This window comes from bacterium (assembly GCA_016716565.1).
Taxonomy (GTDB): domain Bacteria; phylum Bacteroidota; class Ignavibacteria; order Ignavibacteriales; family Ignavibacteriaceae; genus IGN2.
Window position 1 is genome coordinate 497,574 of record JADJWC010000001.1, and the last position, 14,923, is coordinate 512,496.

Genomic DNA, 14,923 nt, shown 5'->3' on the forward strand with positions numbered 1-14,923 from the left:
CAATTAATTGATTCTCCAGTCGTTCAAAGCCAAAACCTCGCCGTTGTTCGGATCGATTAACATTTCCTGACCGGTTGCCTTATAATTTTCTTCGTTTCCAAGTTCAGTAAGAGTTGATAAAATTCGCCAGACATATCTGTTCAATTTAAAATCCCACATAAATCCGGCATCCCAATCTTTCACTCCTTCCTTCAATCCCATACTAGCGGCTATTTGCCTTGCAGTTTGTTCATCGATATTGAAGTCACATTCTTCAGGAAAATTCAGACATCTAGGAATTCCAACTATGTCACGGTTCTTTAAAACATTTCCGATGGAATCAACAGTAAATTTTATTATGGCATCCACATAGGGTTTCTCCGGCATAAAAAATTTATAAGCCATTTCGTAGTAGGGCGGAGTGTGTTTAGTTCTTGCAAAATCAGGTTTAATGTATTGATTACAAAATTCCCTGCCGGTGGAAGCAATGATAAAAGAATCTGCTTTTGCAAGTACTTCAACAGGAACAGTTCCTTTCTCCTCATCATCGCAAGCTCTACATTTGCATCCAGTCAATACTGCGACTAATAATATCATGAATACAGAAAGTGATAATGATAGTCTGAATAAGTTTGATTTGCTCATTTTGCCCTCGCTGTTTTGTAGATTTCTTCAAGAATAGATTTCGCGCCTGCTTTTATGAGATCATCGGCTAATTTCTTTCCGAGTTTTTCCGGATTACTTTTGCCGCCACGAATTCTTTTTCTGAATGTTAAGGTGCCATCAAGAGAACCAACTAATGCGTCAATGTGTAATCCATTTTGTTTCACTTCTGCAAAAGCTCCGATTGGGACCTGACAACCGCCTTCAAGAGTTTTTAACAAGGAGCGTTCAGCTAAGACAGCCCTGTAAGTATTTTCGTGGTGAATTGACTTCACAATTTCGTTTACAATTATATTGTCCGCTCTCGTTTCAATTCCAAGTGCGCCCTGTCCTACGGCAGGAAGCATCGCATCTGTTTTTATTATTGAAGAAATATGTTTGTTTAACTTAAGTCTCTCAACACCGGCTCTTGCGAGAATGATTGCATCCCAATCAGATTCAAGAAATTTTTTTATTCGTGAAGGAACGTTTCCTCTCAATTCAACTATATTCAAATCAGGTCTGAGATGAAGAAGCTGGCATCTTCTTCTCAGTGATCCAGTTGCAACAGTTGCATTTTCAGGAAGGTTGAAAATAGTTGTTCCTTTTTTTCTTGAGATCAGAACATCCTGAACGTTGTGGCGTTTTGTCACCGCAGACAACTTTAATCCTTTTGGAATTTCGGTTTGCAAATCTTTCAGACTGTGGACTGCGAGATCAATTTTTTTATTAAGAAGTTCTATCTCCAATTCCTTTGTGAACAAGCTGCGGTCACCGATTTTCGAAAGAGCAACATCGAGAATTTTATCTCCTTTTGTTTTAATGATCTTTATTTCAACCGAAATATTTTTGTTTCTCTTCTCAACTTCTCTCTTAACAAAATTTGCCTGCCATAGAGCGAGTTCACTTCCTCTTGAACCGATAATGATTTTATGCTTCAAATTTTTTCCTATTCTTTTTCTGATTTTTTCCCGGGATGGATTCCAAAAAGGTCTCTTATTATTCCAATTTTAGTTGAAGAGTCTACTGATGAAGAAACCTCGTCAGCTTTACGTAATTCAATTGTTGGATGGTGAAGAATTTTATTGATAATTCTTTTAGTTACAATATCAAGCTTTTCCTGGTCTTCCACAGAAAATTTGTTTTTATTTTTTTCGACTTCTTCATTTCTTATTTCTTCAAAGTAATCACGAAGGTCTTTTATTGCAGGTGCAGCTTGAAGCGAGTTGTACCACTCCCAGAAATTATCAAGTTCTTCTTCAATTATTTTTTCAACTTTTGGGATTTCTGATTTTCTTTTAGTGAGATTCTGATCGACGATTATATTCAGCGAATCAAGATCGTGGTAGAAAACGTAGTCAATCTCTTTTGTTGCAGGATCGATGTCGCGTGGAACAGCAATATCCATTAATATCATCGGATTGTTGCTTCTTTTCTTCAAAGCATTTTTAACGTCGTCTTTTCGAAGAAGAATATCAGGTGCGGCGGTTGCACTGATAATTATATCAAACTTATAAATTAATTCCTTGTAATCACTGAATGGAATTACTTTCGCTTTTAGTTTCTCAGCAAGTTTTTCAGCCTTCTCTTGAGTTCTGTTGGTAACAGCAAGACTTCCAATTCCTCTTTCTGAAAGATGTTTTGCTGCGATCTCACCTGTCTCACCGGTTCCAATTACCAATGCCGATTTCTTACTAAGGTTTGAAAATATCTTTTCTGTTAGCTGAACTGCAGCGTAACTGACTGTTACTGCCCCTTCGCTTATCGAGGTTTCGGAAATTGCTCTTTTTCCGGTTCGGATTGCAGCATCAAAAATCCTATGCATAATGTAACCGGCAAAGTTTGTCTCTTCGGCAATCTGGAATGAATCCTTTACTTGTTTAAAAACCTGGTTGTCCCCAATCAGAAGCGAATCAATTCCGGTTGCTACACTGAACAAATGTTTTATTGCATCTCTGGAAATAAATTTTTGAAAATGATGCTCTGAAATATTTTGTGACGGTTTAAAATTCAGAAGAAGATTCTGAAAATTTTCATGGCTGGCGTCAGTGCTGACCGGTATTCCAAATATTTCAGTACGGTTACAGGTTGATAAAATTAATCCTTCTTTTATCTGATGTTCTTTTGCAAGATTAATGAAAGGACGGATTTCATCTTCTTTAAGATAAACTGCTTCTCTTAACTCAACAGGAGCAGTTCTGTGATTTATCGATATGGCAAATAAATTCATATCTTAATAGAAAGAATGAAAGCTCTGTGCTAAAAAGTTTGAAAGAATTGTAGAAATGATTGCAAGCATGAATCCTGCAATTGAAAGTGTAACCAATCGTTTACCTCTCCATTTACCAAAAGCTTTGCTAGTTATCCCAATCGCGTACAGCAGCCAAACTAGCATCGTACCAATTAATTTCGGATCGAGATATGAGAATTTTGGAAAAGCAATCGGCAGCCAGATGACGCCAATTATTATTGCGATGGTCAATGCAATAAAACCGATGATTGCAGAATATAAGCTTAGTCTCTCAAGCACTTCCAGGTTCGGGAGACGATTGAATATCAAACCAAACTTATTAAGCTTAATGTCCTTATAGAGAACCAAGTAAAGAAATCCATACACTGCTGAAATAGTAAAACCAGAATAACCGAGCAGTGCGCTAATTACATGAATACCCAGCAAATTACTTCTAAGTACATCTTTAACTTCAGTTAAATCTTGTATGAAAAGGGAAGAGATCAACTGGAAAAGAAAAGGAAGAATTATAATAAATGGACCGGTTCCTCTTATATCAGAAACAAGCTCGACAAGAAAATAAGAGAAGCTGATAGTAATTGCGAGTATCGTGAATATTTCAAAGACATTTGTTATTGGTGGATGATCAAAAGCTATCGTCCGTAGTACTATGTAAATTAAATGAAGGAAAAGAGTTATAAAAAGAAAAACTCTTTTGATGTTTGCAAGCTTTTTTTCCCCTTTTAGGAAATCGTAGAAATAAACCACTAATGTGGTAAAATAGAAGATTGGCAGTAATATATTAATAGTATGGATGCCTGATAGCATATTGGTTTATTCGTTTTCTGACTTATGAGTTCAAAAATACGGATTGATAGCTATCAGAACAAAGTAATATTAGCTGCCCGGCGAATCTATTTGTCAGAACCGAGTATTATTGGCAAACCATCTTTTGGCGAACCGATTATGACAACTTTCGAATTTGACGAATTTGCAAGCTTTTCAGTTGCTTCAATGCCTTTCCATTTAAGAAGCTGCTCACTAATTCCTTTTGATACTATCTCCTGGAAATCCGCAATTCCCTTTGCTTCAATTCGTTTCCTGTCAGCTTCCTGCTCTTCTTTTAATAAGATGAATGCCATCCTCTGGCTTTCCTGCTCTGCCTGCAGTTTTTCTTCTATTGACTGGGTTAAACGTGGTGGAAGTTTAATCTGTCTTAAAGCTGCTTGCTCGACTGTTATTCCTCTTGGTCCAACCAATTTCTCCAGTTCACTTACAATTTCTCCGGCAAGCTTTTCTCTGGAAGCCGTGTATAATGCTTTCGCTTCATACCGTGCAGTAACTCCTCTTACTACAGATCGGAATTGTGGTGTCAGAATTATCTCAACATAATTTGGCCCGACGGTTTTATATATCTGATTTGCTTTCTCTGAATCAAGTTTATACAATAAGCTTATCTCGAGCTCAACACTTAGTCCTTCCTGCGACGGAACATTCATCATCTCCTTTAATTCCTGAGTTTTGATGCTCATCTTTTCAACATTTGCCATCGGGTTGACTAGATTTACTCCGGGCTTTAAAGTGTTATCACTTACATAACCAAGAAAATCGATGACACCAGTATGACCAGCAGGGATCACGGTAAAGGACTGCAGCAGAGCGATAAATAATGCAACTATAAATCCAAGCATTGCAAATGTAGATTCATTTTTTTGAAATCTTTTCTTTGCATTTTTATAAACGAAGAATGCAACAATTGCCGCCAGAATAGCTATTATGAATAACATAGGTTCTCTCCTTATTTGATTAATTTTAATTTCATTTATTAACGAATTATTTTTTTGATAAGCTTTGGTGAACTCACTTTGGATTTTGAAAACAGTATTGAATCATTGATCAGAGCTTCAGCTATTTTTATTTTTGTTTTAGAATCAGAATACAGATCACAAATTTTTTCTCCCTTGTTCACAAGGTCCCCAATTTTAACATAAAAAATAATTCCGGCTTTTGGATCAATTTTGTCCTCTTTTGTTTTTCTGCCGGCACCAAGTTCAAGTGATGCCATTCCAATATTATAATTATTTATTTTTTGTATGAAACCACTTTTAGTTGATTTCACAGTTGATTTATACCTTGATTTGGGATATCGATCAGGATGATTAAAATAAATTGTATCACCGCCCTGGAGTTCCACAATCTCCAAAAACTTGTTGAATGCTTCACCGCTTTCGATTTTTTGTTTTGCGATGAGTTCACCTTCTTTTAATGACTTTGATTTCTTCCCAAGAAAAATCATAGCGCCGGCAAGTTTTATTGAAAGCTGGTAAAGATCATTCTTCATTTTACCCTTCAACACCTGAATAGACTCATAAACTTCCAGCCAGTTTCCGATATAGTTTCCCAAAGGCTGATTCATATCGGTGATAAACGCAATCACTTTTTTATCAAATGACTTGGCAGTATTAATTAATGATTTTGCCAGATTGATTGAATCCTGTTGACTTTTCATGAACGCACCGCTGCCGGTTTTAACATCCAGCACCAAACCATCAATTCCTTCTGCTAATTTTTTGCTCATTATGCTGGCAGTAATTAATGGAATAGACTCAACGGTGGCACTAACATCACGAAGTGCGTAGATCATTTTATCTGCGGGTGCAATTTCCTTGGTTTGGCCAATAAGCACTGCGCCATATTTTTTCAAAACTCTCATCGATTCTGATAAACTCAAATCGGTTCTGAAACCAGGGATTGATTCAAGTTTGTCGAGAGTTCCGCCGGTATGTCCGAGTCCTCTTCCTGAAATCATCGGGACATAAACTCCGGCAGATGCTACAATTGGTGCTATGATTAAAGATGTTTTATCGCCAACTCCTCCTGTTGAATGCTTGTCAATCTTGTTTCCTTTTAAAGGAGAAAGATTAATTATCTTTCCACTATTTAACATCGATTTGGTAAGGGATGCGGTTTCGGTTTTGTTCATTCCTTTCAGCAAAACAGCCATCAGAAGTGCGGAGAACTGGTAATCGGGAATTTTACCTTTTGTATAATTTGATATGAGACAACCTATTTCATCATCATTTAAAATCTTGCCATCACGCTTCTTTTTTATCAATTCCACTGTGTTCATAACTGAAAATTACAAATAAATGAATTGGCAGTGAAGTCAGTATACATTATATAAACATTAAATAAAGAAATGATAGATCAACAAGTTATTTGTTTACCCTTTCCGTATTGATTAATTTTCGCCCTCAACTAATGAATATTGGAGATAAAGTATAAATGAAATTTAATATTCGCACACATACGTGCGGCGAACTCAGAGAGAAAAATATTGGTGAAAAAGTTGTTCTTAACGGCTGGGTGGACAGAAGAAGAGACCTTGGCGGGTTGATATTTATCTGGTTGAGAGATCGTTATGGAATTTCGCAAGTCGTCTTCGAGCCCGACATTAATAAAGATTCATATGAACTTGCAAAAAAATTACGGAGCGAGTTTGTAGTTTCTGTAGAAGGAAAAGTGCGAAAGAGACCGGACGACGCAATTAATAAAGATTTAGTTACAGGAACGGTTGACGTACTTGCTGATAATCTTATTATTCTCAACGAAGCGGAAACACCCCCTTTTGCAATTAAGGATGAAACAGATGCATTTGAAGATTTAAGGTTGAAATACAGGTATCTTGATTTACGCAGACCGGCTCTTCAAAAAGTTTTGCTGCTAAGGCATCGAATGTATCAGCTGGTCCGGAAATACTTCGATGAAAACAATTTTGTTGAAGTTGAAACACCAATTTTGATGAAAAGCACTCCTGAAGGTGCTCGTGACTATCTGGTTCCAAGCAGAGTTCACAAAGGAAAATTTTATGCACTCCCGCAGTCACCACAGCAGTATAAACAATTATTAATGGTGTCGGGATTCGACAGATATTTTCAGATTGTAAAATGTTTCAGAGATGAAGATCTCCGTGCTGATCGTCAACCTGAGTTTACTCAGATAGATGTTGAGATGTCTTTCATAACCCAGGAACAGATTTTTGCAGTGGTAGAAGGACTAATGAAATTACTTTTTAAGAAAATCTGGGACCTCGATTTATCTCTTCCGCTGAAAAGATTATCGTATGAAGACGCAATGATGAAATACGGCAGCGATAAACCCGACCTAAGATTTGGAATGGAACTTCAATATTTAAATGACCTTTTTCAGAAATCGGAATTTAAAGTGTTCCGGGATGTAATTGATTCGAATGGTATCGTAAGTGGAATAGTTGCGACTGGTTGTGCATCCTTCAGCCGTAATCAGATTGATGGATTGACTAATTTTGTAAAAAATCTTGGTGCAAAAGGACTTGTCTGGTTTAAGGTGCAGGAGAATGGCGTTGATTCTCCGACAGCGAAATTTTTAAGTGAAGCAGAAATCAACAAACTTCTCTCAGTAACGAATGCTAAACCAAATGATTTAATTCTTGTTCTTGCTGGTGAGAAAAATTCAACGCTTAATCAATTAGGTGCATTAAGACTTGAATTAGCCAGAAAATTGGAATTGATTAAACCAGAAACACCGCCACAACTTTTATGGGTTACTGAGTTTCCGTTATTTGAATGGGACGAAGAATCAAAAAGATTTTTTGCAATGCATCATCCGTTCACTTCTCCAAAATTGGAAGAAATTGACTTGTTGGAAAAAAATCCCGGTAAAATTAAGGCACAAGCATACGATCTGGTATTAAATGGAAATGAAATAGCAGGGGGAAGCGTCAGGATTCACAATTCGGAATTGCAAAGCAGAATGTTCAAAGCTCTTGGAATAAGCGATAAGGAAGCAAAGCAAAAGTTTGGATTTTTAATGAATGCATTTAAATATGGCGCACCACCACATGGTGGAATTGCTTTCGGATTTGACCGGATGACAATGCTTTTTGCCGGAGTTGATTCCATTCGTGATACGATTGCCTTTCCTAAAACCGCAAGCGCAGTGTCGCTGATGGATGAATGTCCCTCTGAAGTAAGCAAAGATCAATTGAAAGAATTGCATATAAAAATGTTATAAAGACGTATAGTTGTAAGTACTACTTATCGCTTCTTCTGATTCATGTAAAACTGTCAAATAAGCTGATACTTATTTGCAAAATTTTTCCTGAATTTCAATTCGATTAAATGCCTAAGAGTGGTATAATAAGTGTTATTCGATTAGCAATAATCAAATATTAAACACATTAAATAAAAATGAAGAGATTTTTTAATAAAAACTACCCGCAAATAATACTTTTTGGATTAATAATATTTTCCTACACTCACAATCTTTGGTTTGATTTTACCTACATCGATGATAATCTTATTGTATTTGATGAATATGAGAACATTAATAGTCTCTCCAAGATTCCTTCATCGTTTGTTAATGGATATCTTTTTGATAATTATTATCGTCCGATTGTGATGATAAGTTTTATCATTGATACTGCTATTGCCGGTCAGTCTTCCGTAATGTATCATCTAACTAATATTATTTTACATATTATTGTAACGCTTCTGCTCTTCAAAATTTTATTACTTCTTGGAATTAAGGAGACAATTTCGCTGATAACAGTAGCTCTTTTTGCTGTTCATCCAATTAATGTAAGTGCTGCTTCCTGGATTGTTGGGAGGAACGACCTTCTTCTGGCACTTTTCAGTGTAGGTAGTATATATTTCTATATACGTTTCAAAGAAGACAATAGGAAATTATATTTAATTCTATGCCTGATAGCGTATCTGTTCGCTATGCTATCCAAGGAAGCAGGAGCTCTTGTTCCAATGCTGATATTATTTTATGAATTACTTATTCGAACAAAGAGTGGTTTTAAGCTAAGCCAAATCTACTCGCTAATATATTTTGCTGTTCCAGCTTTGATCTATCTTTCCTTAAGAAAATTTGTTGCCCACGTAATTGTGAGAGAAGAAATTGGAATAACCTCATTTTTTCAGAACATTTATATCCTTTTTGAATATTTAGCAAAGACGGTCTATTTCTTTTACATTGATCCATTACCAGTTAAAAATAATATCTTATTAATAATTGGGATTGTAACATTCATTGGAATTATTTTATTCCTTTTAGTTAACAGAAAAGAAAAAATAATTAACACCTTTTTATTCGGTCTTTTGATATTTTTAATTTTTGTATTACCAACTCTGTTTGTAAGAGTAAATGCTGATGATGGAGTATTCAATTATATTGATTGCAGAATGTATCTGCCCTTAATTGGATTAACAATATCCATCGCGGTAATTATTGAAAAGTTTTCTGTTGTATTTAAAAAACCATATAAGGTTGTTTTGGTAACCACTTTATTTGTCTACCTATTATCGTTTACATTTGTACATAGTATGGTTTATAAAAATGGTTTGAGTTATTGGATGACCGCGCTTGAAAAGAATCCCGAAAGAGCTACTTATTGGATGGGATTGGGTTTTTATTACTTGGATAATAAAATGTATTCAGAAGCTCTGATGTGTGCTGAGAAAGCGATTAATTTAAAACCAGATATTGGCCAATATTACCTTAAAGCAGCTTTTGCAAGTGAAGCAGCTGGAGATTTAGAGAAAGCAATAGAGTTTTTAGAGATGGGAATAAATACCGAAGCAGATAAACCGGTTAATTTAGTTAATCTTATCAAAAATTATCTAAGACTTGGGAATAAGGAAAAAGCTGATGAGTTTACAAAACAGTTGATGAGTCTAAATATTTCAGATAATAAAAAGAAATCGAATATATATTCTAATATTGCATACTACTATAGCTTTTCGGATCTTTTTTGTGAGTCAATTTCATTCATGCAAATAGCAATTGAAAACGATCCATCTAATCCTCAATACCTAAATGATCAAGGTGTATTTTACTTCAAAACAGGGCAGATAGATTCTGCAAAACAGTTTATTATCAAGGCTATTCAACTTGATCCAAATAACACTAACTATCAAAAGAATTTAGGAATTGTGACTTCTAGACCTGATATTTGATGACTACTCAATTGTAATTAGTAATAGGTTACGTGTCCAGATCATAAATACGTAATTAAAAACTACTTTTGAATAATAATACTGAGTGTATCACAAAACTATTGATTCAGTAAAAATGCAAGCTCAGAATCACTTATGCATGAATGTCCCTCTTAAGTAAGTGAAGAAAGTTGAAAGAATTGACATAGAGCTTCTCTGAGAAACGACTTAATTTGTTAAATCATTTTAATAGAATACGATCCCTTTTTTTCTTATCAATCCAAATTTCAAAAAAAACGCCTGATCCTTGTGGGAAAGATTTAGTAAGTATATAATTATTTTCCAAAAAAATCTCGAATCCACTCATCATCTCTACTGTAAGTAATCTATATCCATGATCATTAATAACTGCCAAAATATTAGGCCTTCTTTTTATTACAGGATTCTGATTAATATCATTTTTTAGGTTATTCTTTCTTCTGAAACGAGTAACTTCTTTATCAGTTAACCCAAAAGTATCATAAAAAGTCAAATCTTGAGCAGCATAGCTAATTCCACCAAGTCTTAATGTAGCAACAGTAGTTTTCGGCTTAACGTGGTAATTTAGCCATTGGCCAACAGCAAGTTGATCCGTCCCTTTCATGACATTTGCTATGTCATCATGTGAATTGTATTTGAACCACTGATCTTTAAAAAGTAGAAGTTGAGAAATAATGATGGTTACTAAACATAATATTGATAAATATTTGAATGTGAAATTATCCGTCGATATCGCTTCAATAAAATTCAACAGAAGGAAAAAAAATGTTAGTAATAGAAGTGGCCAAATTGGTAGAAAAAAACGTCCAAAAAGCATCCAATCTCCACCAGCATAGATAACAAAAATAAAATTAGCTAACAGCAGACTAGTTACAGTCAATAAGAATTTATTGTTAAGGCCATTAAATTTTAAATAATGATATAAAATAATGATTGTTAATGGGATAGAAATCACAATTAAATAAATAAAAATATCATTCGTACTAAATAAATTTGAATATGTACCAGCCGGCTTTGCATATGCTGTATTCGGTAGTATCTCTCCATAATAAAATATGCGAAATGTAAAATAAATAATGGATGGCAATAGTACGACAATGCTTCTCTTTAAAAACAAAGACCTATTATTATCAAATTTATATGTAAAGAGTAGCCATAAAATTCCGTAAAGTAATCCTTCTGGCCTTGTTATTGCAACCATTCCAACAATACATGCTGCGATTGTCAAATGCTTGTTATTATTCTTAATAGAAAAGTAAGTGGTTGCAACAAGCAAGAGGCTTAGAAAAGGTCCCTCCAAACCTGCAGTACTATAGACATGAAAGCCTGGAGTGAAGAAAACACAAAATAAAGTACAGTAGAATAGAATGAAAGACTTGTTTGGGTTTAAAAGGTTTTTTGCAATTAAATATATAAAGACAAGGAGCAATATTGATGAGAGCAGCCCCAAAATCTTTGCGATTTCTGGAATGCTTATTTGAGTAGCTTTTGAAAAAAATGAAATAGTAAAAATCCAAAGTGGATTCGAAAATCCTTCAACTTTTTCACTATCATTAAAGGTTAGTCCAAGGCCATTCAGAAACCGATCTGCATATCTAAAAGAAATAAATGCATCATCCGAAATATGATTCCATAAGTAGAATTGTGGTAAAATGTTTAGCATTATTATCAAAGAGATTGAAAAAATTAGCTTTTTATCTAACGGGAGAAAATGTTTGATCATAGTTTAGATCTTTGCGTTATTTTACATTTAATATCTTAAACGAATAAAACCATTTTAAAGATTGAAAAATTTATCGTTTTACAACTTAATTACGTTTTAGAGAAATAAAAATTTTTATAAGGTACATTCATTCAATAAATATGAAATGAAGTATTCTAAAATTTTAACTTCGATTTAACAGATTAAATTAATAATACAATAATTGTGGATAATTACGCAATCGTAATGTTATTATTGGAGGAGTATCTATCCAACATGGACCAAGAACAATTCAAATAATTGTAACAAGGGTTAACATAACAGGTACTTTTTCACTACTTTTACAAGAATTTCATATGACAAAATATTTTGAGGAATTATAGACAATTACGTCGGCGTCAGAATCTAAAAGTAAAAATTTAATTCATTTCGATTTTTCCCCTTAGTGTAAGTATTACATTTATTATTGTGTAATTATTGCAAATACTTATTCTCGTACGAATCATCCCGGTAAGAATTATCTCTTGCTTTCCGCAAGATCAGATAAAATTTAATCGGATTAAGAAATCAACAGCGAAAATATTGGCACCGAGACTGCATATTTATTATCTCTACTCAGCACTCAGAGCAGCAAAAGTAATTAGTGCAAACTTTACTTGTAGATATTACCTTGACAACATTGACGGCTTTTAAGGTTGAAAAAATTGTAGAAGAATGAATTTTATATCTGATGGCATAGTTTTTACATATTCTAAACCGTCAATCAATAAATGATAAATAATAAAAAGAAAATTAGGATATGGGTCAACAACAACTTTTAATGATAGTATTAGCACTGATAATAGTAGCAATCGCAATTGCGATTTCTATCTCATTATTCAGAGCAAATGCAATTGAAGGAAAGAGAGACATATTGATTGAAGAAACTACAAGCCTTGGTGTAATGGCATTACAATATTATAAGAAACCTTCTGAACTCGGCGGAGGAGGGAAATCCTTTTTGGGTTTCACTATTCCACAACAAATGGTCCAGACGGTAAATGGAAATTTTTTAACAGCATCAATACAAGCTGCCGAGATTCGAATTACTGGCACAGGAAGTGAAGTAGTAACAGGCGGAGACTCAATCAGAGTTGAAACAGTTGTTACACCTGATGAAATGTATACGACAATTATTAACTAACAACTTATTTAATAACACATAACTAACTAAACACACACAAACAAAGGAGTAAAAAATGGGTCAGCAACAGCTTCTCTTAATCGTTCTTGGCGTTATCATAGTAGGTATCGCAGTTGTTGTAGGTATAAATCTTTTTAATGCTAATGCTGAAGAATCAGCAAAAGACGGCGTAGTATCAGATTGCACAAACCTTGGTGCAATGGCACAGCAGTACTATAAGAAACCTATATCAATGGGTGGCGGTGGAAACAATTTCAATGGATTTACGGTTCCAGCAAGCTTACAAACAACTGCGAATGGAACCTATACTGCAACTCCATCTGGTCAAACTTGTACGATTGTTGGTCTTCCAACAGCTGGACAAGGTTATACTTGGACAGTTACAACATCTGTGACACCAACAACAATCACAACATCAATTGGCTCAGGAACATAAGCTTAAGTTTAAGTGCTCATAAATTTTGAGCATTCAATTTAAGTTCGGCTGCAATAGTAAAATATTGCAGCCTTTTTTATTTTAAAATAATTTCGATCCGACTTGAATATCATCAGTTAAATTATCTACATAACAATATTTTCGAAATTATTACTCATCATCCATACTTTATTTGTATCTCTTTCAAGTACAATTAATATATCTACCCAAAATTTGCAAGCGTATTTTTTACAGTTAAAACTAATTATTACTTGATTTTACTTTATAGTTGAAAATGAAAAGTAAGTATTTGAATTAAAAATCAAGTGTTTTTTCGGAACCAAATTTGACGGCAACTATAAAACTTTTCAATTAAATAAAGTAGAGTCATAAATGGTTGAGTTAAAATTCACTGCACTGAAATCCAATGGACAACCCATCACAGGCACTGTTACAGCAAATTCATCCGTAGAGGGTAAAAAGAAAATTCAAAAGCTTGTGGAAAAGAATAGACTTAAGTTAGCTGATGTTCAAAGAAAGTCCACTTATTTTTATCGAGTACGTAAGGGTAAAGAAAAACCAATAAGAGGTGAGCAGAAAGCTTTTTCCAAAAAAGAAGTAGAAGAAGCTTTAGCAAGGCTTGGATACACAGTTTTATCTGTCAACAAGAAACTACTTGATTTTCAGAGAAAACCCCCAAACAATGAAATAGTAACATTTGTAAAAATTAGTGCAGAGTTGTTAAATCAGAAACTGGGTTATGGCGAAATTCTAACTCTTTTAACCAATGATACTCAAAATGTCACGCTCAGAAATACACTAAAGGAAATAAGTAACGATCTCAAAAAGGGTGCTGACTCAGAGGCAACTTTTTTAAAGTATCAAAACATATTCGGAAAGTTTACCGCTTATATGCTTGGGCTGGCTTCAAAGAGTGGTAATATGGCTGAAATATATAACGCTACTGCGAAGTTCCTTGAAAGACGACAGGAGTTCAGAAAGAGCTTAAGAAGTGCACTTATTACACCGATGGTAACTTTATTCGTGCTATTTCTTGCAGTCGTATTTTATGTGGGGTATATATTTCCGGAAACAGCAAAGTTGTTCGTTCGCTTCGGAATTGAATTGCCTCCGATGACAGCGTTTACACTCAAAGTCAGCGACTTCTTGGTTGCTAATCCAGTCCTTATCGGAGTTCTGCTTTTTCTTCCACCAATTGCTTTGTTCCAATTCAGCCGGACGAAAAAGGGCAGGTTACTCTTCGATGAATATATATTAAAACTTCCTGTTATTGGTCCCCTAATTCACAAAACATTGATTGAAGTGTTCTGCCGTGTGTTTTACACACTTTATCATGGCTCTGCAGAAAGTATTGAGCCAATCAGAATAGCTGCAGAAGCTACCGGTAACAAGTATTTTGAAGAGAGGATAAAAAATATAGCAATACCCCTAATGCTCAAAAAAGGTGTTGGTGTTACCGATGCATTTGAAGCGGCGGGAGTATTTACGGAAACTGCTATATCAAGAATTCACTCCGGTGAAGAGTCTGGTACCATTAAGAGTACAGCTCTTCAATTGGCAAATTATTATGAAAGCGAAACTGTGTTCAGGCTTAAAAACCTTATCGAAATAATCCAGGTAACAATTGCAATGATTATTATGGTGATTATGATTGCATTGACATTGGTATCTGCAGAAACAGCAACAGTTAGACCGAAGACTCCGGGAGTTAGTTAAAAAGGTATAAGGCATT

General features: G+C 34.6%; 12 protein-coding genes. 5 read left to right on the forward strand and 7 right to left on the reverse strand.

Going from position 1 to position 14,923, the window contains the following annotated elements:
- Window positions 1-3: 3 nt before the first annotated feature.
- The 6 genes from IPM14_02295 to IPM14_02320 form a co-directional block, all read right to left on the reverse strand.
- A complete protein-coding gene (locus IPM14_02295) occupies window positions 4-624 on the reverse strand; it encodes a hypothetical protein (protein MBK9096951.1) in 621 nt (206 codons plus the stop codon).
- Window positions 621-1,562, reverse strand: coding sequence for a hydroxymethylbilane synthase (gene hemC, locus IPM14_02300; GenBank protein MBK9096952.1), 942 nt, complete (start codon window positions 1,560-1,562; stop codon window positions 621-623). The genes IPM14_02295 and hemC overlap by 4 nt, the downstream gene beginning before the upstream one ends.
- Before the next feature lie 8 nt (window positions 1,563-1,570).
- Complete coding sequence (locus IPM14_02305; GenBank protein MBK9096953.1) at window positions 1,571-2,851, reverse strand: glutamyl-tRNA reductase; 1,281 nt, start codon at window positions 2,849-2,851, stop codon at window positions 1,571-1,573.
- A gap of 3 nt (window positions 2,852-2,854) precedes the next feature.
- Complete coding sequence (gene ccsA, locus IPM14_02310) at window positions 2,855-3,679, reverse strand: cytochrome c biogenesis protein CcsA (protein MBK9096954.1); 825 nt, start codon at window positions 3,677-3,679, stop codon at window positions 2,855-2,857.
- Window positions 3,680-3,765: 86 nt separating this feature from the next.
- Window positions 3,766-4,638: a prohibitin family protein gene (locus tag IPM14_02315; protein MBK9096955.1), complete on the reverse strand. Its 873-nt coding sequence runs from the start codon at window positions 4,636-4,638 to the stop codon at window positions 3,766-3,768.
- Window positions 4,639-4,676: 38 nt separating this feature from the next.
- On the reverse strand, window positions 4,677-5,981 hold the full coding sequence (locus IPM14_02320; protein MBK9096956.1) for a thymidine phosphorylase: 1,305 nt from the start codon (window positions 5,979-5,981) through the stop codon (window positions 4,677-4,679).
- Between the two features lie 155 nt (window positions 5,982-6,136).
- On the opposite strand from IPM14_02320, the gene aspS reads away from it, so the two are divergent.
- Entirely contained in the window at window positions 6,137-7,903 is a 1,767-nt protein-coding gene (gene aspS / locus IPM14_02325) for an aspartate--tRNA ligase (protein MBK9096957.1), read from the forward strand.
- 176 nt (window positions 7,904-8,079) lie between these two features.
- Window positions 8,080-9,852, forward strand: coding sequence for a glycosyltransferase family 39 protein (locus IPM14_02330; GenBank protein ID MBK9096958.1), 1,773 nt, complete (start codon window positions 8,080-8,082; stop codon window positions 9,850-9,852).
- Window positions 9,853-10,072: 220 nt separating this feature from the next.
- Here the strand turns inward: IPM14_02330 and IPM14_02335 are convergent, their stop codons facing one another.
- Window positions 10,073-11,593 carry a hypothetical protein gene (locus tag IPM14_02335; protein MBK9096959.1) on the reverse strand — a complete coding sequence of 507 codons (1,521 nt, stop codon included), beginning with the start codon at window positions 11,591-11,593 and terminating at the stop codon, window positions 10,073-10,075.
- Window positions 11,594-12,392: 799 nt separating this feature from the next.
- On the opposite strand from IPM14_02335, the gene IPM14_02340 reads away from it, so the two are divergent.
- The 3 genes from IPM14_02340 to IPM14_02350 all read left to right on the forward strand — a co-directional run bounded on the left by IPM14_02340 (window position 12,393) and on the right by IPM14_02350 (window position 14,907).
- Window positions 12,393-12,755, forward strand: coding sequence for a hypothetical protein (locus tag IPM14_02340; GenBank protein MBK9096960.1), 363 nt, complete (start codon window positions 12,393-12,395; stop codon window positions 12,753-12,755).
- Between the two features lie 55 nt (window positions 12,756-12,810).
- Window positions 12,811-13,191, forward strand: a complete 381-nt coding sequence (locus IPM14_02345; protein ID MBK9096961.1) for a hypothetical protein — start codon at window positions 12,811-12,813, stop codon at window positions 13,189-13,191.
- 372 nt (window positions 13,192-13,563) lie between these two features.
- The gene (locus IPM14_02350) at window positions 13,564-14,907 is read left to right on the forward strand and encodes a type II secretion system F family protein (protein ID MBK9096962.1); all 1,344 of its coding nucleotides are present in this window, start codon (window positions 13,564-13,566) and stop codon (window positions 14,905-14,907) included.
- Window positions 14,908-14,923 lie beyond the last annotated feature (16 nt).

Coding starts and splice junctions, on each gene's coding strand:
- IPM14_02295 (MBK9096951.1), bottom strand. CDS start 624: ATGAGCAAATCAAACTTATTCAGACTATCATTATCACTTTCTGTATTC.
- IPM14_02305 (MBK9096953.1), bottom strand. CDS start 2,851: ATGAATTTATTTGCCATATCGATAAATCACAGAACTGCTCCTGTTGAG.
- ccsA (MBK9096954.1), bottom strand. CDS start 3,679: ATGCTATCAGGCATCCATACTATTAATATATTACTGCCAATCTTCTAT.
- IPM14_02315 (MBK9096955.1), bottom strand. CDS start 4,638: ATGTTATTCATAATAGCTATTCTGGCGGCAATTGTTGCATTCTTCGTT.
- IPM14_02320 (MBK9096956.1), bottom strand. CDS start 5,981: ATGAACACAGTGGAATTGATAAAAAAGAAGCGTGATGGCAAGATTTTA.
- aspS (MBK9096957.1), top strand. CDS start 6,137: ATGAAATTTAATATTCGCACACATACGTGCGGCGAACTCAGAGAGAAA.
- IPM14_02330 (MBK9096958.1), top strand. CDS start 8,080: ATGAAGAGATTTTTTAATAAAAACTACCCGCAAATAATACTTTTTGGA.
- IPM14_02335 (MBK9096959.1), bottom strand. CDS start 11,593: ATGATCAAACATTTTCTCCCGTTAGATAAAAAGCTAATTTTTTCAATC.
- IPM14_02340 (MBK9096960.1), top strand. CDS start 12,393: ATGATAGTATTAGCACTGATAATAGTAGCAATCGCAATTGCGATTTCT.
- IPM14_02345 (MBK9096961.1), top strand. CDS start 12,811: ATGGGTCAGCAACAGCTTCTCTTAATCGTTCTTGGCGTTATCATAGTA.
- IPM14_02350 (MBK9096962.1), top strand. CDS start 13,564: ATGGTTGAGTTAAAATTCACTGCACTGAAATCCAATGGACAACCCATC.